Genomic DNA, 26373 nt, shown 5'->3' with positions numbered 1-26373 from the left:
CGCTTCGGTGGCCCGGCACCGGACCTCCCCGGAAGGTCCACGATGGATCACCACGACCTCACGACCGCCACCGGTTCGTCCGGAGTGGACGCGCTGGCGCTCGTGCTGCGGCTCGCGTTGCTGCTCACCACCGCCTTCCTCGCCGGCGGTGGCCTGCTGGCCCCGCTGGCCGGCCCGCTCGGCCGGCGGACGCGGACTGTCCTGTTCGGACTCGGCGGCGCGTCGGCGTTGCTGGCCGCAGGCTCGTTCTTCGCCGTGCCGATCAACCCGGTCGCGCTGGCGGTGCACGTCCTGCTCGCGCTCGCCGTGCCGCTGCTGGTGAGCCGGCCGCGGTTCGGGCGGTGGGCGTCGGTCGCGCTCGTCGCGCTGGTGGTGCTCGAGACGTCGGCGGGCCGCTCGGGCCTCGGGTTCGCCGCGGACCTCGTCTACGTGGCGGGCGCCACCGTCTGGTTCGGCTTCGCCCTGCTCAGCGCTTCGCCCGGCGAGCAGTGGCGGGCCACGGCCATCCGGCCCGGGCCGCTGTCGCTCACCCTCGGCGGACTGCTGGTGCTGGCCGGCGGGGTGGAACTCGCGCTGTCCGGCCCCGGATTCGACCGGCGGCTCTACGCGACGCTGTTCGGTCTCACGGTGCTGCTCGCCGTGGTGCTGCCGCTGGCGGTGACGGTGCTGGCCGTCGTGCTGCGCCGCGACACCGGGCGCGCGTACCGCTTCGGCGCGGTCGGTGTGGCGCCGGCGTTCCTGGCGTGGGCCGCGCTCGCCGCGATCCCGGCCCCTCCCCCACTGCCCGTGCCGGGTGTGCCGCTGCTCGCCGACGGGGGCGGGTACCCGGTCCTGGTCAGCCCGCAGCGCCCGGGCCACAACCTGGTCCACTTCCCGGCCGGCGCCGGGGCCGATCTCGCGGTGACGGCCGCGGACGGCGCGGTCGTCCAGTCCGTCGCGCGGCCCGGCGCGGAGGGCACGTGGACCGACGTCGTCCTGCCGCCCGGGCGCAGCGACCTGCGCATCACTCGCGGTGACACCACCACGGCCGTCGAGGTGGACGCCGGCACCGAACCCGGCCCGGGCGTCACCGCCGACTCGCCGGAGTGCGCGTCCGCGGCGCTAGGCGGGCTCGTCGCGGGCCGCCGGGACGTGCTGACGTCGTGCCCGGCCGACGCACTGTCCCCTGAGGACAGTGGCGCGCTGGTGAAGCTGGTCGACTTCCTGGCCACCCGCAAACCCGCCGCGCTCACACTCGTCGACGACACCTCGCCCCGCGGCCGGGCCGCCTCCCGGCTCGTGCGCGACACCGCCGCGCGCCACGGCCTGGCCGTGCAGGCCGAACCCGGACCGGACACCGCGCTGGTCGTCGTGGCCGGCTGGGCCGGTGGCTACTCCGCGCTGACGCAGGCCAAGACGGCCCAGCAGAGCCGCCCGACCTACCAGTACGGCCTGTACCTCGCGCCGTGGCTGCTCAACGCCCCGCTCGTGAACGCCGTCGCCAGCTCGTCGCTGCCCCTGCGCTTCGACCCGCGCGACCCCACGGCGCTGGCCTACGCCGTCGCGCTCGGCGACGCGTTCGGCGGCGAGAGCCCGACCGTCGGCGGGTTCGCCCGCTGGCTCGGCCCCGCCGCGCTGACGGGCGACGTGCAGATGTACGCGTCGGCCCAGGTCAACGCGATGCCGATGGACCCCGGGGAGCCCCACGCCCCCGGCATGGTGATGGACCGCGACTACGCCGGCCAGTGGGTCCCCGACGGGACCGTCGTGCCGATCTCCGCGGTCCTTCGCTGAACCCCCGGAAATCCCAGTGTCACAAGGAGAAACCCCATGAAACGCAGGATCCTGCTCACCCTCACCGCGGCCGCCGTGTTCACCGCCCTCGGCGCCGGCGTGGCCGACGCGGACCCCGCCGTCTGGGCGCTGCCCGGCGTCGACCTCGGCGGCGTGCTCGGCCCGGTCGGGCAGCCGGTCGACCTGCTCGCCCCGGTGTTCGGCCTCATCACGATCGTGTCCTGAAAGGAACACCACAACGGCATCTCGGCCTCCACGCCGAACCGGCTACCGAAGCCATCCCCGGCACCAACCCCGGCCCTGCGAGGGCAGCCGGTCGCCCTGCTCGCCCGGTGTTCGGCCTCGCCACGATCGTGTCCTGAAAGAAACACCACAACGGCATCTCGGCCTCCACGCCGAACCGACTACAAGCCATCCCCGGCCCTGCCGGGCGACTGCTCGAACTGCCCGCCCGGTGTTCGAACTGATCACCACCGTCTCCCGAAAGGAACACCACAACGACGCCCCGCCCCGCGCCGGGATCCACGCCGAACCGGCTACCCAAGCCCTCGCCTGCACCAACCCGGGCCCGGTCCGGCAACCGGTCGACTTGCTCGCCCCGGTGTTCGGCCTCATCACGATCGTGTCCTGAAAGGCACACCACAACGACACCCCGGCCTCCACGCCGAACCGACGACCCAAAGCCATCCCCGGCACCAACCCCGGCCCGGTCGGGCAGCCGGTCGACCGGGCCGGGGTTCGGCCTCATCACCACCGTCTCCTGAAAACCTTCCACCGAAAGGAAACCCGATGAAGAAGACCCTCGTCCGCGCTGCGGCGATCGCCGCGTTCGCCGGTGCCGGAGTGTGCGTCGCGGCCGGGCCGGCCCTGGCGGCCACCGGTGATGCTCCCGGGGTGGTCGTCGTCGACGAGCCCGACACGAGCGGCCTGAACAACATCTGGACGTTCGCCCCGCTGGGTGTGCCGCCGCTCGGGCTGATCCAGTCGGTCGGCGGCGTGCCGGGCAAGCTGCTGCCCTCCTGGGGCTGATCCCCGCGGCCACGGCGGCGCGCCCGCCGCCGTGGCCGGTTCCCCTCGACCCCTGGAGTTCCCATGTCCGTGAAGAAACCCTTGCCGGCGGGCCAGTCCCTGCTGTCGTCGCCGACGTCGTGCGAGGCGCCCCGGCCCGCGCCCGAGGAGCCGGTGCGGGTGGTGCCGCTGGCGGTCGCCGCCGTGCTCGGTGTCGCGCTGAGCTGGTACGTCTGGGCCACCTACGGCGGCAAGTACGGCATCCTGCTCGTGCTGGGCCTCGCGCTCGGCGTCGCGTTGTTCCACTCCCGCTTCGGGTTCACCTCCGCGTGGCGGCAGCTCATCGCCGTCGGCAACGGGTCCGGCCTGCGGGCCCACGCGCTGCTGCTCGGCACCGCCACCACGCTCATCGCGCTCATCGCCGGAACCGGCGCCGGGCTGTTCGGCGCCACACCCAAGCTCACCGCGGGCCCGATCGGCCTGCCGCTGTTCGTCGGCGCGGCGGTGTTCGCGATCGGCATGCAGCTGGGCGGCGCGTGCGCGTCCGGCACGCTGTTCGCCGTCGGCGCGGGCCAGTCGACGACCGTGCTCACGCTCGGCGGGTTCATCGCGGGCTCGGTGCTCTACAGCTGGGCCTACCCCGTGTTCACCGGCTGGCCGCAGGTGTCCGGGTTCCTGCTGGCCGACCACGTCGGCTGGGCCGGCTCGTGGGCGATCACGCTGGCCGCGCTCGCGCTGGTCGTGGTGGTGACGCGGCTCGTGCAGGCGCGGCGCACGCCGCCGCCGGTCGAACCCGTGCCGACCGCGCACGGTTTCGCGCGGGTCCTGCGGGGTTCGTGGCCGTTGCTGGTCGGCGCCCTCGTGCTCGGTGTGCTCGCGGCGGCGGTCGTCCTCGTGTCAGGCTCGACGTGGGGTGTCACGTTCGCGTTCACGCTGTGGGGCGCGAAGCTCCTGCAGCTCATCGGCCTGCATCCCGAGACGTGGGAGTTCTGGCAGACGAGCACCAACGCCAAGGCGCTGGCCTGCCCGATCTGGACGGACAAGACGAGCCTCACGGACCTCGGCATCATCCTGGGTGCGGCCGTCGCGGCCTCGGCGGCCGGGACGTGGCAGATCCGCGCGGAGATCCCGTGGCGCACGGCGGTGGCGGCCGTGGTCGGCGGGGTCCTGATGGGCGTCGGCGCGCGGCTCGCCGGCGGCTGCAACATCGGCGCGTACCTCGCCGGGATCTCCACCGGAAGCCTGCACGGCTGGCTATGGGGCCTGTTCGCCCTCGGTGGCACCTGGGTCGGGCTGCGGCTGCGGCCGCTGTTCGGGCTGGCCAACCCGAGGCCGAGCGACAGCATCTGCTGACCAGGTGGTGGGAACCCTTGTCGGGGCCGGAGCGACGTTCCTATAGTGCGTCAGACGTCTGACGTCTTTTGGGAGGCTCACGGTGACGAAGGATCTGCGGTCGTTTCTCGCGGAGGTGGTCTCGACCGGTGCGGGCGAGGTCAAGCACGTGTCGAAGCAGGTGGACCCGCGGTTCGGTGTCACCGCTTACGGAGCGTGGTACGACAAGCGCGGCGAGTACCCGGCGTTGCTGTTCAGCGACGTCGCCGGCAGCGAGCTGCGCTGCCTGACCAACCTCGTCGCGACGCACGAGCGGATGGCCCTGGCCCTCGGGGTCGAGGTCGAGACGCTCGTGCGTTCGTCCGTCGCGGGCCAGGGCCGGGCCGCGCACCCGCCCGTGGAGTTCGCGGGCGCGGCTCCGGTGCAGGAGGTGGTGTGGCGCGGTGAGGACGCCGACCTCACCCGCCTGCCGATCCCCACCCACAACGAGCTCGACGGCGGCCCGTTCCTCACCGCGGCCGTCGGCGTGACGCGTGACCCCGAGTCGGGGGCGATCAACGCCGGCATCTACCGCCACCACATCTACGGCCCGCGGCGCCTCGGCGTGTGGTTCTTCGGCTCCCACGACGGCGGCACCATCCACCGCCGCTACGCCGAACGCGGCGAGCCCACGCCGATCGCGCTGGTGATCGGGCACCACCCGGCGTTCCTCATGGGCGCGGTGTCGCGCGTGCCCGGCATCGGCGGCGAGTACATCGCCGCCGGCGCGTACCTGGGCGAATCGGTCGAAACGGTGCCGGCGGTGACCTCCGGGATCCCCGTGCCCGCGCACGCCGAGATCGTCATCGAGGGCCACATCCTGCCCGACGAGCTCGAGGAGGAAGGCCCGTTCGCCGAATGGCCCGGCCACTACGTCGGCGGCGGCCGCAAGCCCGTCATCGAGGTCGACGCCATCACCATGCGCCGCGACGCGATCTTCCAGGACATCCAGGCCTCCGGCCGCGAGCACCGGCTGATGGGCGCGCTGCCGCGCATCGCCAGCATCCACGAGGCCGTGCAGCAGAAGGTGCCGGGCCTGCGCGCGGTCAACATCCCGCTGCACGCCCGCATGCACTGCTACCTGTCGATCCGCAAGAACTCCGACACCGACCCCACCCGCGCCGCCTTCGCCGCCCTCAACACCGAGCCGGAGAACCTGCGCGCCATCGTCATCGTCGACGACGACATCGACGTCTACGACGAACGCGAAGTCGCCTGGGCCATCGGCACCCGCTTCGACGCGTCGCAGGACCTGCAGATCATCCCCCGCTGGAACGGCCCCGGCGGCCTGCTCCCCACCAACTGGTCCTACGACGAAGCCGGCGGCCGCACCCCCCAACGCTCCTCCGCCGTCATCGTCGACGCCACCAAACCCGCCCCGCCGATCGTCTTCCCCGCCCGCGCGCGGGTCCCGGAGGACGCGATGCAGGCAGTGGACGCCGACGCCGTCGAGACGATCACCGCGGTGACCGACCTGCCCGGGTGGGCCTGACGGGCAGGCGAGACGCCTCAGCCGCGGCGGGATCGTCTGGCCGGGTGTGAGGGCTGTCCACTCCGGACAGACAGCCCTCACGCCTGGGCAAGGCGCCGCAGCTCCCCGGCCACGCCGGGCCGAGCCAGTGCGTCAGTTCGCCGAGCCAGGCCACCGGCTCGGCGCACCTCGGCGGCCGACACGGTGACCGACCTGCCCGGATGAGTCTGACGGGCGCGCGAATCGCCTCAGCCGTGAGCGGATTGCCTGGCCGGGCGTAAGGGCTGTCCACTCCGGACAGGCAGCCCTCACGCCTGGGCAAGGCACCGCAGCTCCCCGGTCACGCCGGGGCCGAGGTGGGGCTCCAGTTCGGTCAGCAGCTCGCCGATCCGGGCGGCCAGGTCCGGGGACGGGCGGGTGAACGCGCTGGAGCCGTTGCGGTGCCAGTCGTCCAGGTCGCGGCGGGCGTCGGCGGCCAAGGGGTCGCCCGGCAGGCTGAGCAGCCACAGGTCGGTGGCGAGCCGGGACCACCGGCTCACCCCGCGCAGCAAGGTGTACGCGCCGCGGCGGACGTGGAGGGGGCGGGCCGGCGCGGCCAGGTCGAGCAGGTGCGGGCGGTCCGCCGGGCCGAGGCGGCCGTCGAGCAGGGCGGCGGCCTCGCGGACGACGCCCGGTGAGGGGTCGGCGAGCAGCTCACGGCCGTAGCGGACGGCCCGCGCGTCCGACGGGTTCGCCAGCAGCCGGCGCAGGCCACGGACCGCGGCGACGCGCACCCGAGGCCGCTCGTCGGCGAGCTGTGCTCGCAGGAGGTCGACGTCGTCGAGCGTCCCCGTTTCGCCGAGGCCGGCGACGGTCGCGCGCGTGACGGCGCCCGACCGCAGCGCGTCCCGGTAGTAGGCGGCCGGGTCGCCGCCCGCGTGCAGCACGAGGGCCTGCGCCATGGACCGCACCAGCGACGAGCTCTCGCCCAGCCGTTCCCGGGCCGTCTCGACGCCCAGCAGCTGCAACGCCCGCGCCCGTACCTTGGGGGCGCCGCCGTCGAGCAGGGGCAGCACGAACCGGGGGTCGTCGCGGTCGAGCAGGAGCCGGCCGACACGGGTGCGGATCACGTCGTGGTGGTCGTGCACCGCGATCGAGGCCAGCCGCTCGTCGGACAGCAGCCCAGCGCGTTGGGCCGATTCGTGGACGATCCGGCGGGTTCGCAGGTCCGGCGTGGCCAGCGCCACGTCGAGGAGCTCGGGCGAGCGCAGCATCGGCTGGAGCACGTGCTCGTCCACCCAGTCGTCCACGGCCCGCCGGCTCAGCACGACGACCAGCGGCAGCAGGGGCGCCAGGTCCTCCTGCGCGAACCGCGCCAGCACCGCCGCGCGGGGGATCTCCCGTACCTGGGGCACCCAGTCGACGCAGCGCACCAGCAGCAGGGGCAACGCTTCCGGGTCGCGGCTGCTCCGCAGCTGCCGCACGCCCGGCTCCCGGATGTACCCGTCGGCGTCGCAAACCGCCTCGACGAGCTCCACGCGGCTCAGCCGACGCGACGGCAAGGCTCGCCAGCGGCCCTGTCCGTAAAACCACCAGCGCCGCTCGGACTCGTCCACCACCAGCCACTCGCGCGGGTCGCCGGCGGCGAGCGCGTCCAGTTCTTCTTCCGTCACCATCGTTCCCCCTCTCCGGCGCCATCGTGCCGTCCGCGACGCCCACGACGCCACCGGATTTGGGGAGCGCTCAGAGTCCTCCGAGCCGTTCGGTGATGGCAGTGCTCAGACGGAGAATGGCGGACGTCGAGTGCTTCAGGCGTTCGGCGTCCACAGTGGACTTGACCATGCTCACCGACAGCGCACCCACCGGCTGCCCACCCCGCCCGGCGACAGCAGCGCCGACGCACATCATGCCCGGCGCGGTCTCCTCGTCGTCGACGGCGTAACCGTGGGCGCGAGTGCTCTCGATCTCCGCCATGAGCTGTGGCATCCGCGAAATGCTCTGCGGGGTCAGCGTTTCGAAGCGGCCGTCGGCGTAGCGGCCCGCGATCTCGTCGTCGGTCAGCGACGCGAGCAGCGACTTGCCGCTCGCCGTGCAGTGGGCGGGCAGGCGCAGCCCGATCTCGTAGGACATCGCGAGCGTCCGCAGGCCCGGCCGCGTCTCGACGTAGACGACGTGGCGTCCGTCCAGCAGGGACAGCACGATCGTGTCCTCGGGCAGCAGCCCCAGCTCCTGGTCGACGCGCCGGAACTCCAGCACGAACCCCGATTTCGCGAGGTACGCCCGCCCGAGCGGCACGACCTTCCAGCCGAGCCGGTACTGACCGCCGGGAGTACGCGTGAGCAGGCCGGTGGTGACCAGCGTCGTGCACACGGCGAGGCAGCTGCTCTTGGGCGCGCCGATGACCCGCGCGAGCTCGCTGAGCGGCAGCCCGTCGGGGGCGGCGGCGAGGGCGTCGAGCACGTACGCGGCGCGGGCGACCGACGGCACCGGCAGCCCGGCCGAGGAAGGGGAACCGGTCATCGCGGGAGATTCCGTCATCGCCGCAACCGCCGGGCGAGCACGATCGCCGCGACGACGGCGGCCACGGCCGGGACCACGCGTTTCGCGACCGGGATCGCGACGGCGCGCAGGACGACGGCGTCCGCGTTCCGAGTGCGCGGCCGGTCCTCCGGACTCGGCCGCGCACCGGCAACACTCACGACCGGAGCCGTAGCGGCGGGTTCGGCCGAGGGAACAGCGCTCACCGGCTCGTCGTCCGGCCACTCCGCTGCCGCCAGATCGACGACCTCCGCCACCGGCTCGACAAGAGCCGCCGCCGCGACCCCGGACACCGGGGCCCGCGGCACTGCCGCAGCTTGAACCCGCGACCCGGCCACCTCCTCCGCCAGCGCCCGCGCGAACTCGTCGACCAGCCGCCCGGTCACCTCGCCCAGCACACCACGCCCGAACTGCGCCAGCCGGCCCGTCAGCGCGAGCTCCGTGGCCAGATCGACGCGCGTGCCTTCCGGAGCCGGCGCCAGCCGCAACGTGACCGTCGCCGAAGCCGAACCCCGGCCCCGCACCTCGCGACCCGACGCCGCCACGACCACAACACCGGCCGCCTCGTCGCGTTCGCGGAACTGGGCCAGACCGGAGTACTCGGCGGCGATCGGCCCGACCTTCACGCGCAGGCCGCCGCGGACGTCGTCGCCGTCGACCTCGTCCAGGTGCACGCCGGGCATGCAGGGCGCGACCCGTTCGGGATCGGTGAGCACGGCCCACGCCTGCTCAGGCGGCAGGCCGACGGTGAAGCTGTTCTCCAGTCGCACGAGCGCCCCCTAGGCCGGGAACCGCATGTCGACGCGGGAGCCGGCCGACGGCGCCCACCGGCTCGTGACGACCTTGCGGCGCGTGAAGAACCGGATGCCGTCCTCGCCGTACTGGCCGGAGTCGCCGAAGAGCGAGTGCTTCCAGCCGCCGAACGGGAAGTACGGGATCGGCACGGGGATGGGCACGTTGAGCCCGACCATGCCGGCCTGCACGGTGTGCTGGAACTGCCGTGCGGCGACACCGTCGCGGGTGAACAGGGAGACGCCGTTGCCGTACTCGCTGCCGTTGATCAGTCCGACGGCCTCCTCCAGCGAGTCGACCCGCAGCATCGACAGCACGGGGCCGAAGATCTCGTCGGTGTACACGGTCATGTCCGGGCGCACGTGGTCGAGCAGCGTCGGTGCGAGGAAGAATCCGTTCTCCCGTCCCGGAACCCGCACGTCGCGGCCGTCGACCACGAGGTCCGCGCCCGCGTCCGCGCCGGCCTGCACGTAACCGCTCACGCGGCGCAGGTGGTCGGCGGTCACCAGCGGGCCCATGTCGGTGCCCTCGTCGTGACCGTCCGCAGTGGACAGCCGGCCGATGCGTTCCACCAGCCGCTCGCGCAGCGCGTCGCCGACCCCGCCGACGGCCACCGCGACCGAGATCGCCATGCACCGCTCCCCCGCCGAGCCGTAGGCGGCGGAGACGAGGGCGTCGGCGGCCGCATCGAGGTCGGCGTCCGGCAGCACCACGAGGTGGTTCTTCGCGCCGCCGAGGGCCTGCACCCGCTTGCCGTGCTTGGCCGCGGTCTCGTAGACGTGCCGGGCCACCGGCGTCGACCCCACGAAGCTCACCGCGGCGACATCCGGGTGAGCCAGCAGGGCGTCGACGGCCTGGGCGCTGCCGTGCACGACGTTGAGCACGCCGGCGGGCAGCCCCGCCTCCAGGGCCAGCTCGGCCAGGCGGTTGGACGCCGACGGGTCCTTCTCGCTCGGCTTGAGGACGAAGGCGTTGCCGCACGCAACGGCGATCGGGAACATCCACATCGGAACCATCACGGGGAAGTTGAACGGCGTGATGCCCGCGACGACCCCCAGCGGCTGGCGGATCGAGTACGTGTCCACCCCACGGGAGACGTTCTCGCTGAAGTCGCCCTTGAGCAGGTGCGGGATCCCGGCCGCGAACTTCGCGACGTCCAGGCCCGCGTTGACCTCCGCGCGGGCGTCGGCGAGCGTCTTGCCGTGCTCGCCGGTCACGAGCTCGGCCAGCTCGTCCCGCGACCGTTCGACGAGCCGGATGAACTCCAGCAGAACCTGCTGGCGCACGCCGAGCGATTCCTCGGCCCAGGCGGCCTGCGCGTCGAGCGCCACCTTCACGGCCTGGTCCACGGCACCGGCGCCGCCGAGCGCGACCCGGCCCGCGACGCTACCGCGGGCGGGGTCGTGCACGTCGGCCCACGCGGCCGGTTCGTCCTGGACGAAAGCGCCGCCGACGAAGTGCTGGATGGTGTTCACGAGTGTCCTTTCTCGACAGTCGAGCCGAGGTGCGGGAGAGCCGGTACGGGTGGGGTGTCGGGTGGTTCGGGCCAACGGTGGCCCGCGGATTCGTCGAGGGCCCGGACGACGCGTTCGGGCGTGATCGGCTCGTGCCACACCCGCGCGCCCAGCGGGGCGAGCGCGTCGTTCACGGCGTTGTGCACGGCCGCGGGCGCGCCGGCGGCCCCGGCCTCACCGGCGCCTTTCACGCCCAGCATGGTGATGGGGCTCGGCGTCTCGAGATGGGTGATGCGCACGTCCGGCAGCTCCGGGCCGGTCGGCATGAGGTAGTCGAGCAGGGTCGAGGTGAGCAGCTGGCCGCTCTCGTCGTAGTACAGCCGCTCGAACAACGCCCCGCCGATGCCCTGCGCGACACCGCCGCGGATCTGCCCGTCCACGATGTCCGGGTTGATGAGCACCCCGCAGTCCTCGACGCACGCGTAGTCGACGATGTGCACGAGCCCGCTGTCCTCCTCGACCTCGACGACCGCGGCGTGGGCGCCGTTGTTGAAGGTGACGTTGGGGCCGCTGTACTCCCCCACCACCGACAGCCCGATCCGCAGCTCCGGCGGCAGCCGGTGGGTGCGGAAGTGCGCGACCTCGGCGAGCTCTCCGACCTCCAAGTGGACGTTCGGCGCGCCCGCGACCTGGACCACGCCGTCGCCGATCTCGAGGTCGGCCGGGTCGACCTCCAGCAGGTGCCCGGCGATCGCGAGCAGCCGTTCCTTCACCTCACGGGCGGCCGACGCGGCGGCACCGCTGCTGACCACGGCCGAACGGCTGGCCCACACGCCCGTGCCGTGCGGCACCACCGCCGTGTCGCCGCTGACCACGCTGATCCGGTCGAACGACACCCCGAGGTGGTCGGCCACGACCTGCGCGGCGGTCGTCTGCAGGCCCTGGCCCTGGCCGGGTGTGCCGAGCAGCACGGTGACCGACCCATCGGCCTCCACGCGCACCTCGACCTGGTCGTGCGCGGTGATCGGGGCGCCGCGCTTGCCGTAGAACATCACGCCGGGCGCGGTGACCTCGACGAAACACGCGAGCCCGACGCCCAGCAGGCGCCCGCGTTCGCGCGCCTCGGCCTTGCGCTTGTCGAGGTCCGGCCCGGCGGGGAGCATGGCGACCAGTTTCTCCAGCGACTCCTGGTGCGAGCCGCTGTCGTAGACCTGACCGGTCACGGAGGTGTAGGGCAGCTCTTCGGGCGCGATCAGGTTGCGGCGCCGCAGTTCCGCCGGGTCGAGCCCGAGCCGGCGCGCGGTCTCGTCGAGCAGCGTCTCCATCGCGAGGATGGCAACGGGGTGCCCGACCCCGCGGTACACCGCCAGCGGCGCCTTGTTGGTGATGGCGACGCGCAAGTGTCCCGAGTAGACGGGGATCCGGTACGGGCCGGGCATGATCGTGGCGACCTGGATGCCTTCGGTGACCATGCTGCGCGGGTACACGGAGTAGGCGCCGCCGTCGCTCACGACCTCCGAACGCAGGCCGAGGATGCGCCCGTCGGCCGCGACGGCCAGCGCGGCGGACACCCGCTCGTCGCGCGCCTGCGTGTCCGACTGCAGCGATTCAACGCGGTCCTGGATCCACTTCACCGGGCGGCGCAGCAGGATGCTGGCCGCGCACGTGGCGACCTCGTCGGAGTACACGTGCGCCTTCATGCCGAACGCGCCGCCGACCTCGTCGGTGAGCACGCGGATGTTGCTCTCCCGCAGGCCGAGCAGCTCGGCGAACGCGGACTGCAGCATGTGCGGCGCCTGGGTGGACAGCCGCACGGTGAGCGACTTCGCCGACGGGTCGAACTCGGCGACGACCCCGCGGGGCTCCAGCGCGACGGCCGTGTGCCGCGCGGTGCTGATGCCGGTCTCCACGACCACGGCGGCTTCGGCGAAAGCCGCTTCGACGTCGCCGGTGCCGAACGTGCCTTCAAAGGCGAGGTTGGACGGCAGCTCGTCGTGCACCTTCGCCGCCGACTCGTCGAGCGCGGCGATGGAGTCGACGACCGGGTCGAGCTCCTCGTAGTCGAGGGTGACCAGCTCCAGCGCGTCCTCCGCGACGGCGCGGCTCTCGGCCACGACCATCACCACGGGCTCGCCGACGTAGTGCATCTTGCCCGTGGCCAGGGGCCGCTGGTCGCCGCCGACCAGGCCCGGCCAGTCGAGCAGGCCCTTCCACGAGCGGCACATCGGGTTGAAGTCGTCCGCGGTGAACACGGCGACCACCCCCGGCGCCTGCTTCGCGGCCTCGACTTCAATCGCCGTGATCAGCGCGTGCGCGACAGGGGCGCGGACGAACGCGGCGTGCAGGCAGCGGGCCGGGGTGACGTCGTCGGCGTAGCGGCCGCGGCCCAGCAGGATCTTCGGGTCCTCGACGCGCTTGACGCGGCGGCCGACCCAGCCTTCGGTGATGCTCACGCCCGCGCCTCCCGCACCTGCTCGGCGTATTCGGCGATCGCGGCCACGATCGGCGCGTACCCGGTGCAGCGGCACAGGTTCCCGGACAGCCGCTCGCGGATCTCGTCGTGCGAGAGGTCCGGGTTCTCCTCGACGGCGGTGACAGCGGCCATCAGGAAGCCCGGCGTGCAGAAGCCGCACTGCAACGCCTGGTGCTCCCAGAACTTCTGCTGCAGCGGGTGCAGCACGTCTTCGGTGCCGGCCGTCTCACCCAGGCCTTCGACGGTGTCCACTGTGGATCCGTGTGCCTGTACGGCGAGGGTGAGGCAGCTGCGCACGGCCGTGCCGTCGAGCCGGACGGTGCAGGCACCGCAGACGCCGTGCTCGCAGCCGAGGTGCGTGCCGGTGAGGCCGAGGTCGTGGCGCAGGAAATCGGCGAGCGTGGTCCGCGGTGTGGTGCGCGCCGACTCGGGTTTCCCGTTCACCGTGAGGGAAACCTGCGTCGGCTCGTGGGCGTCAAGCACGGGCACTCTCCACTTCGGACTGGCTGCGGGCGGCGGCTTCGGCGAGCGAGCGGGCGACGAGCCGGGTGCCCGCGCGGCGGCGGTAGGTCACGGAGCCGTGGAGGTCGCCGACGACGTCGATCTCGTCGAACGCGCGGGCCGCGGCTTCGGCGAGCACGGCGTCGTCGAGGACCTCGCCGGTGAGGATCGCCTCGGCGGCGGTGGCCCGACGCGGGGTGCCGGCGATGCCGAACAGCGCGATCCGCGCGTCGGTGCAGCGCCCGGCGGAATCGGTGTCCAGCACGCAGATCACGCCGACGAGGGCGAAGTCGCCGCTGCGGCGGGTGATCTCGCGGATCGACCAGCCGGCCGTCGCGGGCACGAGCGGCAGCTCGGCCCCGGCGACGACCTCCCCGTCGGCCAGCGCGGTCAGGTAAGGCCCGAGGAAGAAGTCGCGCGCGGCGATCCGGCGCCGCCGCTCGGCGCCGGCGACGCGCACGGACCCGTCGAGCGCGAGCAGCAACGCGGGCAGCTCGGCCGCGGGGTCGGCGTGCGCGAGCGAGCCGCACACCGTGCCGCGGTTGCGGATCTCGGGATGCCCGACCTGCGCCAGGCTTTCGACGACCAGCGGATGACGGCGGCGCGTTTCGGCGTCGGTCTCGAGCGCCCGCGCGGTGACCGCGGCCGACACGACGAGGCCGTCGGTGTCACGGAAAGCGTGGCCCCGCAGGTCTTTCGCCGTGGTGATGTCCACGAGCACGCTCGGGTTCGACATGCGCAGCGCCATCACCGGGAGGAGGCTCTGCCCACCGCCGAGCACCCGCGCGTCGGGCCCGTGCTCGGCCAGCACCGCCACCGCGTCGCCCAGCGATTCGGCCCGGTGGTAGCCGAAAGCAGGCAGTTTCACCGATTCGCCCTTCTTGCTCGTTCCGGCCAGTGTTCGAAATGCTGAACGCTGTTCGATTTACAGAACGAGTCTCTGAAGAGCCGGGCCGGATGTCAAATCGGACGCGGCCGGCCGATGGGGTTTTCGTGGCCGACGGCCTACGGCTTGCGGCCCGAAGCCGAGATCATCGGCGAGGTCGCGAGGTCCAGGCGGCCGGACGTGACGTTGACCAGGTGCCGGTCGATGTCGGCGTCCGTCGCCAGGCCGGCGGCGACGAGGCCGCCGCGGATCTGGCGGACCGTCGCGGCTTCCAGGGCGGTGCAGGCCGGCGAGGTGATCGGGAAGTACGCGTCGGCGGTGACGTCGGTGAGCCCGGCTTCGCGGAGGGCGCGCGGGAGGGTGCGGCCGTAGGCGAGGTCGGCGCCGCGCGAGGCGAGGAGCTCGCGGAAGGCGCGGCGGAGGCGGTTGGCCAGTGCCTCGTCCGGGCCGCGTTCGTCCAGGCAGATCAGGGGCTGCAGGGTGGGGTCGGCGTCCTCCACCAGCAGGCGGCCGCCGGGGCGCAGGGCGGCGACCAGGGTGCGCAGGGCGCGTGCGCGGTCGGGCACGTGGACCAGGACGAGTCGGGCGTGCACGAGGTCGAAGCCGCCGGGCGGCGGCGCGTCGCGGGCGACGTCGTGGCGGCGGACCTCCACGACGTCACTCGCGGCGGTGGCGGCCCACGACGTGTCGAGGTCGGTGGCCAGCACGTGACCGCCGGGCCCCACGCGCTCGGCGAGCCACGTCACCACCGACGGGCCACCCGCACCGACCTCCCAGCACCGCCACCCCGGGGCGACGCCCAGATCGTCGAAGTGCCGGAACGTCGACGCGTCGAACAGCGCGCTGAGCGCGTCGAAGCGCGAGCCTGCTTCCGGCTGGGCGTTGTCGAGGAGGTAGCCCTCGTCCGGGGAGGTCATGGCGGTGATTGTGCAGCACCCGACAAGCCGTAGACCCGTTCCGCCGTGCCGCCGAACACAAAAGCGCGTTCGGCTGCCGTCAGGTGCGCGGTGAGGGCGTCGGCGGCCGAGAAGACCTGGCCGTAGGTGCCCGCGAGCAGGCACACCGGCCAGTCCGAGCCGTACATGAGCCGCGCCGGGCCGAACGAGGACAGCGCGACGTCGGCGTACGGGCGCAGGTCCGCGACCGTCCACTGTGACCACGAGGCTTCCGTGACCAGGCCCGAAAGTTTGGCCACGACATTCGGCTCACGAGCCAGCGACCGCAAGTGGGAAGCCCACGGCTCCACCGCCCCCGACGCGATCGGCGGCTTGCCCAGGTGGTCGAGCACGAACGTCAGCTCCGGCACCGCCCGCACGGTCTCGAGCGCCGCCGCGAACTGATCCGGGCGTACCAGCAGGTCGAACGTCAGGCCCGCGGCGGCAACGGCCCGCAGCCCGGCGCGGACGTCCGGCCGGCAGAGCCACCGCGGGTCCGGTTCGGACTGCACTCCGTGGCGGAGGCCGACCAGCCGCGTGCCGCGGAACCGCGCGAGGTCGAGGTCCGGCGTCGTCAGGTCGGCCCACCCGACGACGCCGGCGACCAGCGGATCCGGCAGCGCCAGCAGCTGCTCCGTCTCCGCCGCCGAGCCGACGGCCTGCACGAGCACCGTTCGCGTGACCCGAGTGCCGAGCGTCGCCAGGCGCAGGTCGCGCACGGTGAACGGGCGGCGGATCGGCGCGAGCGCGGGCCGGTCCAGCCACGGCTGCGGATGCACCGCCGGGTGCCACAGGTGGTGGTGGGCGTCGACGTGGTTCAGAGCTCCTCCACGCGGAACGCCGTCCGGTAGGTGCGTGACTCCCCCGGCTCCAGCCACGTCATGCTGCCGTCCTCCCGCGCGGACGACTCGCCGCCGACGTGGTGCGTCGACGGTTCCAGCCCTACCGCGTAGTTGCCGGCCCGCAGGTTGAGCCACTCGAAGAAGCACGGGAACTCGTCTTGGGACCAGTGCACGCTCACCGCGAGACCCAGCCGCTCGTTGACGATCGCCGCGGTTCCGCTCGTCAGCTCGTGTTCGTACACCTGCTCCACGAACCCCGGGATCGGCGGCGGGAGCACCCGGTGGTCGACCCCCTGCGACGCGACGCTGTCCGACTGCCACACCGTGCGCGCCACCGGCGCGACGAACCGCGCGCCCTCGTCGAGCAGCGGCCAGCCGAGGTTGATGTGGTAGAGGAACATGTGCGGCATCGGCTCGAACGCCGGGTTGTGCACCGTGTCGACCAGCCGGATCTCGTTGCCGCCCAGGTCGGCCTCGATCCGCCGGGTGAGCGTGAGGTTCTCGCCGAACACCGCCGCCTGCCGCACCTCGCCCTCGGCCCACAGCACGCAGCGGTCGCCCTCCCACGTCGAGCCGTAGCCGTGCAGTCGAGCGGGAATGTTGGCGACCCGGCCGTGCAACCCGTGCCGCACGGTCTCGCGCGGCGGGTAGCGGTAGCCCGCCGAATCCACCGAGCCGCCGAACAGCGTGTGGTCGAGACCGCCCGTGACCAGCAACCCGGTGAACGACCGCAGCCACGACAAGCCGTCCTCGTCGGCGTGCTCGTGCAGGCCGGGGTGGCGCACGCCGGTGGGCGAGCTCCAGCCGAACGCGCGCCCCGCGTGCTCGGCCGCGCCGAGGTCCATCGCCCGGTCGACGAGTACCTCGAACGCCAGCCCGCTGCCCGTGCGGAACTCCAGCGCCCGCACGCCGCGCTCGGCGCCGTCCGCGAGCGTCACCAGCCGCACGCCGCCCGCACCACCTCGCGCCGCGAGCTCGCGCCGGTCGTGCGTCTGTCCGTAAAGGTCGGTCATGTCATCACCCAGCCACCGTTGACCTCGATCGTCTGCCCGGTCACGAACGACGCGTCCGGGCCCGTCAGGAACGCCACCACCGCGGCCAGCTCCTCGGGCCGGCCCCGGCGGTTGAGCGCTTGCCGCTCCAGCACGAATGCCCGGTACGCCTCCGGGTCTTCGTGGATCTCCTCCGCCGCCGTGGGAAAGGCCCCCGGCGACACGCAGTTCACGCGGATCTCGTGCGGCCCCAGCTCCCGCGCGAGGGCCTTCGTCAACGCGGCCGCGGCACCCTTCGTCGCCACGTACGCGGCGAGGTCGGACCAGCCGCCGTGCATCGTGATCGACGCGATGTTCACGATCGCGCCGCCGCCCGCGGCCACCATGCCGGGCACCACGGCCTGCGCGGCGACCCAGTACGCCCGCTGGTTCACGGCGTGGACCTCGTCGTACTCGGCGAGCTCCACCTCGACGAACGGCCGGCTCGGGTACACGGCCGCGTTGTTGACCAGCACCCCGACGGGCCCGAGCTCGACGGCGGTCCGTTCGACGGCGGCCGTCAGCGCGTCGGCGTCGCGCAGGTCGACGACAAGGGGCAGCACCTTCGACCCGGCCAGGCGCGCGGTCTCGGCGAGGGCGTCGGCGTCTCGATCGAGCGCGGCGACGGCGTCGCCCCGGGAAGCGAGCCGCAGCACGGTGGCGCGGCCGAGCGCACCGCCGGCGCCGGTGACGAGTGCGGTGGTCATGCGTCCCTCCATTCGCGGTAGCGGGCGGTGAGCCGGCCGTGAACCCGGGGGTCGCGCGCCGCGAGTCCGTCGCGCAGAATCCGTGCCGCCTCGGTCTGGAACCGGATGTAGCCCGGCTCCCGGGGCCGGACCCACGCCCGCTCGAGTGTCGTGGCGGTGTCGGCGTGGAAGCCGGGCGAAGTCCATGCGCGACGGTCGGCCGCCTGCCCGCCGAACGCCGGGAACACCTCCGTCTGGACGTCGGCCGCGATCATCCGCCGCGCGACCGCTCGCGCCTCGTCCTCGGGCGCTTTGCGCGACACGGCGAGCCCGGTACCGCCGAGCACGCTGCCGATCCCTGCCGGGCCGGCCGGCGCGTCCTCGAAGGACAGCAGCGGATAACCGGTGTAGCCGTACACGAGCGGGCAGTACCGCACCGGGCCGTCGGTCATCGCCGCCAGCGCGCCGATCGGATTCCGTGCCCACACGGCCGGATCGGCCCATGCCACCAGCTCGGCCATGACCTCCACGGCCCGGCCTGCCGCGTCGGTGAACGGCTCGATCCCGAACGCGACGCACAGCGCGAAGTACATCAGCAACGCGTGCGGCCCACCGAGGCACGGAGCCACGCCGCCTTCGCGAGCGACCGAAAGCACGTCGTCCCAGGTCTTCGGCTGATCGGCGAACGTCGCCACCGACACCTGTGCGGCGGCGTCGATCGGCAGCGCCCAGGTCCGTCCGTCGAGCACGTAGGAGTCGTAGCTCGCCCCGATCGTCCCCGCCCGCCACGCCGCGAGCTCGGCGGCGTCCAGCAGCTCCTCCATCGGCACCAGGTGGTCGAGGGCAGCGCCGAGCCCCGGGTGGTCGACCACGAGCAGGTCGTACTCCGCCGCCAGCTCGGCGATCGGCGTGGACTCGAAGCCCTCCAACGGCTGGCGGTCCCACTCGACACCACCTTCGCGACGGGCCAGCTCGTCCAGCGGCCCGTATCCGCGCGGGTGATCCCACGTCAGCCCTTTCACGGCACCAGGACCACCTTGTCGTGCACCAGCGCGGCGATCCGCTCCGGCGCGTAGCCCAGCTCACGCAGGATCTCGCCGCTGTGCTCACCCGTCACCGGCGCGCCCCGGCGCACCGACGGCGGTGTCGCGCTGAACCCGTACGGGAAGCCCGGCGTGGTCACCGGTCCCTCGGTGGCGTGCTCGTAGCGCACGAACGAGCCGTTGTGGACGACCTGCGGATCCTGGAGCAGATCGGCATAGGAGTACACCGGCCCGGCCCAGATCCCCGCCTCGTGCAGCCGCGCGAGCCAGTCGTCCGTCGAGCGCTCCGGCAGCCGCTCCCGCACCAGTGCGGTGATCTCGTCGCGCTTCGCGTGCCCGTCCACGTCGGTGTCCATCGTGGACAGTTCCGGCAGGTCGAGCGCCACGGCCAGCGCGCCCAAGGGCGGCATGGCCAGCGCGAGGTGCCCGTCCGCGGTCTCGAAGACCCCGTACGGAGCCCGGATGTAGGTGTGCCCGTGCGCCTCGCTCCCCCGCCGCTGTGGCACGCCGCCGACGGTGAACACCGACAGCTCCTGCATCTGCACCGCGATCGCCGCGTCCAGCATGTTCACCGTCACCAGCTGGCCTTCCCCGGTCCGCTCGCGGTGCAGCAGCGCGGCCAGCGCACCCTCGAACGCGCTGTAGGCCGTGATCGCGTCGATCGCGTACGTCCCCGCGGGCAGCGGTGGATCGGCGGCGCGCCCCACGCTGTACATCGCGCCGCTCATGGCCTGCAGCAACAGGTCCTGCCCCGGCCGTTGCGCGTACGGCCCGGTCTCGCCGTAACCCGAGATCGACACGTACACGACACCCGGGTTGATCTCGCGCACCGTCTCGTAGTCCAGCCCCAGCCGTTGCGCCACGCCCGGCCGGTAGTTCTGCAGCACCACGTCCGCGGTCGCGATCAGGTCGTGCGCGGCCTGGCGACCGGCCGGCGCCTTGAGGTCCACGGCGAGGCTGCGCTTGTTGCGGTTGAGCGACAGGAACGACGGGTTGACCGCCAGCCCGGTCGCGCCGCCCGCCGGCGCGTGGCGCTGCCACTCGCCGCCCGGCGGCTCGACCTTCACCACGTCCGCGCCGAGGTCGCCCAGCCGCATCGCGGCCAGCGGCCCGGCCATCGCGAGCGACACGTCGACCACGCGGTACCCGTCGAGCACTCCCATCGTCACTCCCCTGTGAACCGCGGTTCGCGGCGCTGCGCGAAGGCCGCTCGGCCCTCCGCCGCGTCCGCTGTGGACAGACATACCGTCTGGAGGTCCCGTTCGTAGCGGATGGCCTGATCCAGCGGCATCGAGTACGCCGCGCGCAGGTTGGCTTTGGCCGTCTGCGCGGCGATCGGGGCCCGCGCGGCGATCCGCTCGGCGAGCGCAACCGCGTTCGGCAGCAGCTCGGCGGGGTCGGTCACCTCACTGACGAGGCCCCACGTCAGCGCCTGGGCCGCGGAGACCGGGTCACCCGTGAGCAGCATCGTCGCCGCGTTGCCCGGCCCGACGCTGTGCGCGAGCAGGGCCGACTGGCCGCTGCCGCCGATCCAGCCGAGCTTGATCTCGGGCGCGGCGAAGGTCGCGTTCGCGGCGGCGAGCCGGATGTCACACGCCAACGCCAGCTCCAGGCCACCGCCGAAGGCGAAGCCGTTGACGGCCGCGATCACCGGCGTGCGCAGGGCGCGGATCGTGTCCCCGTAGTCGGCGCGGTTGCGGAACGCCCACGGCGTGGCGTAGCGGTCCAGCTCGCCGATGTCGCTGCCCGCGCAGAACGCCCTGTCGCCCGCGCCCGTCAGCACGATCGCCCGCACGTCCGGGTCCGCGTCCAGCGCGGCGGCGTGGACGCGCAGGGCCGCCGCCATGTCCGGCGTGATCGCATTGCGCTTCGCCGGGCGGTTCAGCGTCAGCACCGCGACCCGTCCCGTGACCGTGCAGTCCACTTCGGACACACTTGCGCCGGACCCGTGGCCGTGTCTAGGTTCCCCCTCGGCCCCGGAACGGGCCGCAGAATCCCCACGAGGATCGAGGTCAGCCGTGCTCATCGTTCGTTTCCTTTCCCCGGGCGGAACCCACCCGGCCGTCGGCGTCCGCACCGCGGACACCGTCCTCGAGCTGCCGGTGACGTCCATCGGCGAGCTGCTCGCCCTGCCGCTGCACGAGCTGCAGGACCTGTGCGCCGGCGCGGACGGCCCGTCGCACGACGTGGCCGGCCTCCGGCTCCTGCCGCCCGTCGACCGGCGGACCGAGGTCTGGGCGGCGGGCGTCACCTACCAGCGCTCGCGCGAGGCGCGGATCACCGAAAGCGAGCGCTCCGCCGACGTCTACGACCTCGTGTACGAGGCCCCGCGGCCCGAGCTGTTCTTCAAGTCCGCCGCCTGGCGCGTGACCGGCGACGGCGAGTCCGTGGCGATCCGCACCGACTCCGGCATCGACGTGCCGGAGCCGGAGCTCGGGCTCGTCGTCAACTCCCGCGCCGAGGTCGTCGGGTACACGGTCGTCAACGACATGAGCTCGCGCAGCATCGAAGGCATCAACCCGCTCTACCTGCCCCAGGCCAAGATCTACCTGGGCGGCTGCGCCGTCGGCCCCGGCATCCGGCCCGCCTGGGAGGTGGCCGACGCGACGAACCTCCCGATCGAGCTGGAGATCCACCGCGCCGGCGCCCTCGTGTGGTCGGGCGCCACCAGCACCTCGTTGCTGCACCGCGGTTTCGACGAACTGGTGGAGTACCTCTTCCGCGCCGACGTGTTCCCCGACGGCGTGGTCCTCGCCACCGGCACCGCGCTGGTGCCGGACCTGCCGTTCACTCTCGCCGCCGGCGACCGGGTCGCGATCACCGTCGGCGAGGTCGGCACTCTCACGAGCACCGTGGTGTCCGGAAAGGACGAGGTGGCGAAGCTGCTCGAAGCCCGGTGAAGTCCCGTGGGGGCCGGGATCGCCCGGCCCCCACCGGGGTCACTTCGTGGGCGACACCGTGGCCGGCGGCCGCGGGTACGGGAACGCCGCGGTCACGCCGATCTTGTCGTACTGCATGCGCGAGGCGTCGAACCCGGCCGCCCAGTTGGCGTTGGTCACCGTGTTGCACTGGTAGCTCTGGTACTTGTCGTCGGTGACCTTGCCGACCTCGATGTCGCTGAAGGTGAACCCGCAGCCGCCCGCGTCCATGTGCACCCCGCGGGTGCCGCTGTCCGGCATCGACGCGTCCGGGAGGACGTCGCCGATCACCACCTGGGACACCGAGTTGTCGAAGGTGTAGGGCTCGACGTTGTCGACGCCGTAGGTGTAGAAGGCGCCCATGTCACCGCTGTCCAGCCCGGCTTCCTGCAGGTTCAGGTACTTGAACGTGTTGTTCTGCGCGTAGTCGTCGCCCGGCTGTACCTCCGGCCGCGCCTCGAGGCTCACCGCGTACCGCGCGCTGTGGTCGATCACGCTGTAGCTGACCTCGTTGGAGCCGGTGTCCATCAGCTCGACGCCGGCCGCGTCGCCGGGCACCAGCTCGCCGAAGTGGTGGATGTAGTTGTCGGTGAACAGGTGGTGGTTGGAGATGTCGCCCTCGCCGGGATAGCCGCCTTCCACCTTGATGCCGTCGGCGCCGATGTGGTCGATGAGGCTGTCGGTCACCGAGAAGTGGTCGTTGGCGAAGAGCGCGTATACGGCCGTGAACCCGGTCTCGGAGATGTGTGCGTTCTTCAGCGTGACGTGCGACGTGTTGGTCACGCGCACCGCGCCGAAGCGGTCGCGCGGCATCTCGACCTGGCGGTCGTACTGCGGGTACTGGTGGATGTCACCCGAGTCGCCGTCGTTGATCCAGCCGTTGCGGTACCAGTCGACGTAGTCGGAGTACTGCACGCCGAGCCCGTCGAAGGTGAGGTCGTGCGCGCGGTGCTCGGGTGAGCTGCCGGCCACGTTCACCACGGTCTGCACCGTCGGGCGGATCACCGAGCTGTCGGTGGGCTTCTCGCCGTTCTTCGGCCAGTAGTAGACCTCGCCGTTCTTGTAGTCCACGTAGAACTCGCCGGGCTGGTCGAGGAAGTCGAGCGAGTTCTGCAGGAAGTACCGCGAGCCGCCGCCGCTGTTGTGCAGGGCGTAGCGCGTGTTGTACTTCATCGTCAGCTGGTTCTTGGTGAAGTTGACGTCGAGGATCGGCACGGTGTCGGTGAACCAGCTCCAGCTGCCGCCCGACCAGATCGTCAGCGAGGCCTGCGAGAGGTCCCAGCTCGGGTCCCAGTCACCGGGGTTGGACCAGAGCCAGTTGTGCACGGCCTCCTTCGAGATGTCCGGCAGCGCCGAGGTGAGGTAGGGCGCCCACGTGTCCGGCGTCGCCCGGTTCGGGTAGCGGGCCACGGTGGCGCGCTCGCCGTTCTCGAACATCGTGTAGAACGGCTTCGTCTTGTCGAAGGGCGCCTTGTAGATGTTGCCCTGGTACGGCTGCCAGCCGGTGATCGGCGCGCCGCCGAGCAGGCGGGCCTTGCCGGGCCCGTCGGCGCTGCGGTACACGACCTGGTGCCCGTTGGCCCCGGAGTCGCCCTCGTCGAACGAGATCGTCCGGGTCACCGGGTAGTCGCCGGCGGCGAGGTTGACGTGGATGTCGCAGCGCATCTGTTTTTCCGAGTTCCAGCCGTGGCTGCTGATCTCGTCGCGCGCGTGCTGCACGGTCAGCCACGGGTGCTTGGCCGAGCCGTCCGCCTTGTCGTTGCCCTGCGTCGAGACGTAGAGCTCCTTCGGCGTGCACGAACCGTGTCCCTGGACGTCTGCGGAGGCGGACTGGACGGAGACGAACCCCGCCAGCAGCACCACCCCCACCGAGACTCTCATCAGTTTCTTGCGCGTTCCACCGAACATGCGATCTCCTTCGCGGGGGTGTGCTGCGGATCTCTGCGGTGCATCTACTGGTGGCGGCGGTCCCGCCAGGCCTCGAACTCGGCGCGCGAGTCCGGGGTCAGCGGGTAGTAGTCGGAGAGGCGGGCGCCTTCCTCCAGCCGGGACCGGCTGAAGCGCTCCCACTCCTCGTGGTCGCGGGCCGCCTCCATCACGTGCGGGGCCTTGAGCCTGGGCACGACCACGGCGCCGTCGTCGTCGGCGACGACCAGGTCACCGGGCAGCACGAGCACGCCGCCGCACGCGACGGGCACGTGGTAGGCCCACGGGAAAAGCTCGGCCTGCGACGCGTAGTGCGGGGTCGTGCCGGTGCACCAGATCGGCACCCCGAGCTGCTCGACGCGCGGCGAGTCGCGGATCCGGCCGTCGACGACGATCCCGGCCCCGCCCTTGCGTTTGAAGTAGCGCACGAGCATGTCGCCGAAGCAGCCGGTGAACGCGCTGCCGTAGGCCTGCACCACGAGGACGTCGCCGGGCTGGATCTCCTCCAGCACGGCCCACAGTGCGGTGCTGCGTTCCACGTACTCCTGCGCGACGCCGGAAGCGACGTCCTCGCGCTGCGGCATGAACTGCAGCGTCACGGCCCGGCCGACCACCTTCTGCCCGGTCGTGAGCGGCCGCGGCCCCTCCACGAACGTGCGGCGGATGCCCTGCCGGTGCAGCTGCGCGCACGCGGTGGCGGAGCTGACGGCCTCGAGCCCGCGCACCAGCGCGGGATCGGCCGGGCCCGGGTCCGCGCCGCGGACCGGGAGCTCCCACACCGGTGCCGGCGCTGTGTCGCCGTTGCGTTCCACTGGTCGGCTCCTCACTCGTCGAAACTGTGGTGCGCGGCCGGGTAGGCGCGCGGGGTCAGGAACAGGTCCAGCCGGATGCCGTGCCCCGGCGGCAGCACGACCTCCAGACGGGGTCCGCCGACGTCGGCCGTCCGCGTCGAGGCCGGCGAATCCGGTGCGGTGTAAGCGCGCGGGTCACCCGGGTAACCCTGCGGCGCGGCGGTGTAGGCGACCCGGTCGATGCGGTGCTCGCCGAACCCACCCGCCTGCACGACCACCCGGCGCTCGTCCGACAGTCCGATGTGGACCAGCTCGACGCGCACGTGCTCGTCGGTCGCGAGGTCCACCAGCGCCGCGATGTCCGGCGGGAGGCCCGGCCGCTGCCGGTCGGCGTCGAAGTACGCGAGCCGGCTCGGCAGCAGGCCGCCGTTGTAGAGCACCTGCGGCGTACCGGTGACCAGTTGCAGCAATGCTTCGGTGAGCACCGGGTTGTGGCGCTGCCAGTGGTGCACGTGGACCGTCGCCGGGTCGGCCGTGTCGGCCTCGATCAGCGCGAGGCGCCGCGCCACCTGGCCGAGCGCGGTCCGCAGCATCGCGTCCGGGTAGCCCGGGTTGGCGCCGCGCAGGAACTCCAGCCACGGCGCTTCGTGCCCGGCCTCCTCCTTGTTGCGGAACTCGCGCACCTCGGCCCAGTCGTAGCCGCTCGCCTTGCGCAGGCGGTCGAGCCGGTCGCGGTCGGCCGGCTGCCCCGCGGCCTGCCAGAGCCACGCCGACAGCCCGAGCTGGGGCGGCTGGAAGTCGAACCAGCCCTGGTCACTGTGGCGGTTGGGCACGAGCAGGGTCTCGGCGTCGACGTCGAGCTCGGCCTCCCAGCGGTCGCGGATGCTCGCGTCGGAACCCGCGACCGTGCCGCGGATCCCGTGTGCCTCGACGGTGTCGAGCGGGCCGCGGGCAAGGTCGAGCCGGTCGGCGGCCCCCGTGACCAGCACCGTGTGCACGGCGGCGATGACCGCGGCCGCGCCGACGCTGTAGATGCCGTGGGGCCACGCCCAGCCGTAGTTGCCGCCGTACCACCGGCCGCCGTGCAGCTCCCCGACCTCGCCGTGCGGGCCGACGTTGTCCGGCAGCACGCCGTCGTTCGTCGCGGCTCGCTCGCGCCACGCGTCGACGTACTCCAGGACCCAGTCGCGGTAGCGGTCCTCGTGGCCGTAGAGCCACGCGTTGGCGGCCAGACCCGTCGCCGCGAGGTTCACCGCCGTGTCGCCGCGGCCGATGCGCTCGTCCATCGCGGTGCCCATCGCGCGGGCCTTGGCGGGGTCGGCGAGATCGGCCCACTCGCGCACGCCCGGCACGTCGGGCAGCGGCAAGCCGAACGGGCGCATCGACTTCAGGTCCGCGTGGTAGGACTGCCACTCGTCGCTGATGCCGAAGCGCGGGCCGCCGGCGCCGTTGTGCGGCGCCCGGATCGTGCGCGTGGCCGGGTCGTAGTTGCCCGCCGGCGAACCCGGCAGGTACAGGTCGGCGAAGCGGTAGGCGCGTTCGCGGAACGCCTCGTCCTGCGGGTCCGCCGCGCAGATCCCGTAGAACAGCAGCAGCGATTCGCCCTGGTGGAACCAGTCGTAGCCGCGTTCGAACTCGTCGACGAGGTACCCGGCCTCGGTCAGCTGCCGCGTGACGCCCGTCCAGTGGTGCTTGGCGGCGGCCAGCAGGTCGTCGGCGCCGCCGAGCTGGTAGAGCACGGGCCAGTTGAAGAACGCCTCGTAGAAGTCGTCGGCGCCGTCGCGGCTTTCGCCGGTGCCGCGGAAGATCAGCCGGCCGTCGGGTTCGCAGTAGCGGGCGGCGAACGTCCGCCACGCCGTGTCGAGCACGTCGAACAGGCGGCGTTCGAGCACGGCCCAGCTCGGTGGCGCGCCGAGCGGAACGGTCGCCGCCACCGTGGGGGTGGTGGTCATGAC

At 72.8% G+C, this 26373-nt stretch carries 24 protein-coding genes; 7 read left to right on the top strand and 17 right to left on the bottom strand.

Annotated elements, in window-relative coordinates; genetic code table 11:
* Positions 1–42 precede the first annotated feature (42 nt).
* From ACQPXB_RS19060 to ACQPXB_RS19035, 6 genes are all read left to right on the top strand, one after another.
* Positions 43–1773, top strand: coding sequence for a hypothetical protein (locus ACQPXB_RS19060; protein ID WP_432853947.1), 1731 nt, complete (start codon positions 43–45; stop codon positions 1771–1773).
* 36 nt (positions 1774–1809) lie between these two features.
* Positions 1810–1998 carry a hypothetical protein gene (locus ACQPXB_RS19055; RefSeq protein WP_432853944.1) on the top strand — a complete coding sequence of 63 codons (189 nt, stop codon included), beginning with the start codon at positions 1810–1812 and terminating at the stop codon, positions 1996–1998.
* 229 nt (positions 1999–2227) lie between these two features.
* Positions 2228–2404, top strand: coding sequence for a hypothetical protein (locus ACQPXB_RS19050; protein WP_432853941.1), 177 nt, complete (start codon positions 2228–2230; stop codon positions 2402–2404).
* Between the two features lie 158 nt (positions 2405–2562).
* Positions 2563–2802 (top strand): hypothetical protein, encoded by a 240-nt coding sequence (locus tag ACQPXB_RS19045; RefSeq protein ID WP_366578474.1) that lies wholly within the window; start codon positions 2563–2565, stop codon positions 2800–2802.
* A 63-nt stretch (positions 2803–2865) separates the two neighbouring features.
* Positions 2866–4134, top strand: a complete 1269-nt coding sequence (locus ACQPXB_RS19040) for a YeeE/YedE family protein (protein ID WP_432853938.1) — start codon at positions 2866–2868, stop codon at positions 4132–4134.
* 82 nt (positions 4135–4216) lie between these two features.
* Positions 4217–5644, top strand: a complete 1428-nt coding sequence (locus ACQPXB_RS19035; protein ID WP_432853935.1) for a UbiD family decarboxylase — start codon at positions 4217–4219, stop codon at positions 5642–5644.
* Between the two features lie 287 nt (positions 5645–5931).
* Here ACQPXB_RS19035 and ACQPXB_RS19030 read toward each other — a convergent pair whose 3' ends face one another.
* From ACQPXB_RS19030 to ACQPXB_RS18965, 14 genes are all read right to left on the bottom strand, one after another.
* A complete protein-coding gene (locus ACQPXB_RS19030) occupies positions 5932–7278 on the bottom strand; it encodes a HEAT repeat domain-containing protein (protein WP_432853932.1) in 1347 nt (448 codons plus the stop codon).
* 67 nt (positions 7279–7345) lie between these two features.
* Positions 7346–8122 (bottom strand): IclR family transcriptional regulator, encoded by a 777-nt coding sequence (locus ACQPXB_RS19025; protein WP_432853929.1) that lies wholly within the window; start codon positions 8120–8122, stop codon positions 7346–7348.
* Positions 8123–8136: 14 nt separating this feature from the next.
* Complete coding sequence (locus ACQPXB_RS19020; protein WP_386955457.1) at positions 8137–8910, bottom strand: SRPBCC family protein; 774 nt, start codon at positions 8908–8910, stop codon at positions 8137–8139.
* Between the two features lie 9 nt (positions 8911–8919).
* Entirely contained in the window at positions 8920–10407 is a 1488-nt protein-coding gene (locus tag ACQPXB_RS19015) for a CoA-acylating methylmalonate-semialdehyde dehydrogenase (RefSeq protein ID WP_432853926.1), read from the bottom strand.
* Positions 10404–12839, bottom strand: coding sequence for a xanthine dehydrogenase family protein molybdopterin-binding subunit (locus ACQPXB_RS19010; RefSeq protein ID WP_432853923.1), 2436 nt, complete (start codon positions 12837–12839; stop codon positions 10404–10406). Before ACQPXB_RS19010 ends, ACQPXB_RS19015 begins: the two co-directional genes overlap by 4 nt.
* Positions 12836–13342, bottom strand: coding sequence for a (2Fe-2S)-binding protein (locus ACQPXB_RS19005; RefSeq protein ID WP_386955463.1), 507 nt, complete (start codon positions 13340–13342; stop codon positions 12836–12838). The genes ACQPXB_RS19010 and ACQPXB_RS19005 overlap by 4 nt, the downstream gene beginning before the upstream one ends.
* Positions 13335–14228 (bottom strand): FAD binding domain-containing protein, encoded by an 894-nt coding sequence (locus tag ACQPXB_RS19000; protein ID WP_366578459.1) that lies wholly within the window; start codon positions 14226–14228, stop codon positions 13335–13337. The genes ACQPXB_RS19005 and ACQPXB_RS19000 overlap by 8 nt, the downstream gene beginning before the upstream one ends.
* Positions 14229–14365: 137 nt before the next feature.
* Positions 14366–15163 (bottom strand): methyltransferase domain-containing protein, encoded by a 798-nt coding sequence (locus tag ACQPXB_RS18995; protein ID WP_432853919.1) that lies wholly within the window; start codon positions 15161–15163, stop codon positions 14366–14368.
* Positions 15160–16002, bottom strand: coding sequence for an amidohydrolase family protein (locus ACQPXB_RS18990; RefSeq protein WP_432856693.1), 843 nt, complete (start codon positions 16000–16002; stop codon positions 15160–15162). Before ACQPXB_RS18990 ends, ACQPXB_RS18995 begins: the two co-directional genes overlap by 4 nt.
* Entirely contained in the window at positions 15999–17036 is a 1038-nt protein-coding gene (locus ACQPXB_RS18985; protein WP_432853916.1) for an aldose 1-epimerase family protein, read from the bottom strand. Before ACQPXB_RS18985 ends, ACQPXB_RS18990 begins: the two co-directional genes overlap by 4 nt.
* On the bottom strand, positions 17033–17761 hold the full coding sequence (locus ACQPXB_RS18980) for an SDR family NAD(P)-dependent oxidoreductase (RefSeq protein WP_432853913.1): 729 nt from the start codon (positions 17759–17761) through the stop codon (positions 17033–17035). Before ACQPXB_RS18980 ends, ACQPXB_RS18985 begins: the two co-directional genes overlap by 4 nt.
* Positions 17758–18762: a hypothetical protein gene (locus ACQPXB_RS18975; RefSeq protein ID WP_432853910.1), complete on the bottom strand. Its 1005-nt coding sequence runs from the start codon at positions 18760–18762 to the stop codon at positions 17758–17760. Before ACQPXB_RS18975 ends, ACQPXB_RS18980 begins: the two co-directional genes overlap by 4 nt.
* Entirely contained in the window at positions 18759–19946 is a 1188-nt protein-coding gene (locus ACQPXB_RS18970) for a CaiB/BaiF CoA transferase family protein (protein WP_432853907.1), read from the bottom strand. Before ACQPXB_RS18970 ends, ACQPXB_RS18975 begins: the two co-directional genes overlap by 4 nt.
* 2 nt (positions 19947–19948) lie before the next feature.
* Positions 19949–20707 carry an enoyl-CoA hydratase/isomerase family protein gene (locus ACQPXB_RS18965; RefSeq protein WP_432853904.1) on the bottom strand — a complete coding sequence of 253 codons (759 nt, stop codon included), beginning with the start codon at positions 20705–20707 and terminating at the stop codon, positions 19949–19951.
* A gap of 94 nt (positions 20708–20801) precedes the next feature.
* Between ACQPXB_RS18965 and ACQPXB_RS18960 the strand changes: the two genes are divergently transcribed.
* On the top strand, positions 20802–21683 hold the full coding sequence (locus tag ACQPXB_RS18960; RefSeq protein ID WP_366578446.1) for a fumarylacetoacetate hydrolase family protein: 882 nt from the start codon (positions 20802–20804) through the stop codon (positions 21681–21683).
* 39 nt (positions 21684–21722) lie between these two features.
* Here ACQPXB_RS18960 and ACQPXB_RS18955 read toward each other — a convergent pair whose 3' ends face one another.
* From ACQPXB_RS18955 to ACQPXB_RS18945, 3 genes are read right to left on the bottom strand one after another with little or no spacing between them, the layout of a single operon-like run.
* Positions 21723–23609, bottom strand: a complete 1887-nt coding sequence (locus ACQPXB_RS18955; protein WP_432853900.1) for a right-handed parallel beta-helix repeat-containing protein — start codon at positions 23607–23609, stop codon at positions 21723–21725.
* Positions 23610–23653: 44 nt separating this feature from the next.
* Positions 23654–24439 (bottom strand): ribonuclease activity regulator RraA, encoded by a 786-nt coding sequence (locus ACQPXB_RS18950; protein WP_366578442.1) that lies wholly within the window; start codon positions 24437–24439, stop codon positions 23654–23656.
* An 11-nt stretch (positions 24440–24450) separates the two neighbouring features.
* Positions 24451–26370, bottom strand: a complete 1920-nt coding sequence (locus ACQPXB_RS18945) for a hypothetical protein (protein ID WP_432853897.1) — start codon at positions 26368–26370, stop codon at positions 24451–24453.
* Between the last annotated feature and the right edge of the window lie 3 nt (positions 26371–26373).

The organism is Amycolatopsis sp. CA-161197, assembly GCF_050942255.1.
In the GTDB taxonomy this organism is placed as follows: Bacteria; Actinomycetota; Actinomycetes; order Mycobacteriales; family Pseudonocardiaceae; genus Amycolatopsis.
This window is presented reverse-complemented; position numbering and strand designations above follow the sequence as displayed.

Coding starts and splice junctions, on each gene's coding strand:
- ACQPXB_RS18980 (WP_432853913.1), bottom strand. CDS start 17,761: ATGACCACCGCACTCGTCACCGGCGCCGGCGGTGCGCTCGGCCGCGCC.
- ACQPXB_RS19045 (WP_366578474.1), top strand. CDS start 2,563: ATGAAGAAGACCCTCGTCCGCGCTGCGGCGATCGCCGCGTTCGCCGGT.
- ACQPXB_RS19055 (WP_432853944.1), top strand. CDS start 1,810: ATGAAACGCAGGATCCTGCTCACCCTCACCGCGGCCGCCGTGTTCACC.
- ACQPXB_RS18995 (WP_432853919.1), bottom strand. CDS start 15,163: ATGACCTCCCCGGACGAGGGCTACCTCCTCGACAACGCCCAGCCGGAA.
- ACQPXB_RS19040 (WP_432853938.1), top strand. CDS start 2,866: ATGTCCGTGAAGAAACCCTTGCCGGCGGGCCAGTCCCTGCTGTCGTCG.
- ACQPXB_RS18955 (WP_432853900.1), bottom strand. CDS start 23,609: ATGTTCGGTGGAACGCGCAAGAAACTGATGAGAGTCTCGGTGGGGGTG.
- ACQPXB_RS18945 (WP_432853897.1), bottom strand. CDS start 26,370: ATGACCACCACCCCCACGGTGGCGGCGACCGTTCCGCTCGGCGCGCCA.
- ACQPXB_RS18985 (WP_432853916.1), bottom strand. CDS start 17,036: ATGACCGACCTTTACGGACAGACGCACGACCGGCGCGAGCTCGCGGCG.
- ACQPXB_RS18970 (WP_432853907.1), bottom strand. CDS start 19,946: ATGGGAGTGCTCGACGGGTACCGCGTGGTCGACGTGTCGCTCGCGATG.
- ACQPXB_RS19060 (WP_432853947.1), top strand. CDS start 43: ATGGATCACCACGACCTCACGACCGCCACCGGTTCGTCCGGAGTGGAC.
- ACQPXB_RS19025 (WP_432853929.1), bottom strand. CDS start 8,122: ATGACCGGTTCCCCTTCCTCGGCCGGGCTGCCGGTGCCGTCGGTCGCC.
- ACQPXB_RS19030 (WP_432853932.1), bottom strand. CDS start 7,278: ATGGTGACGGAAGAAGAACTGGACGCGCTCGCCGCCGGCGACCCGCGC.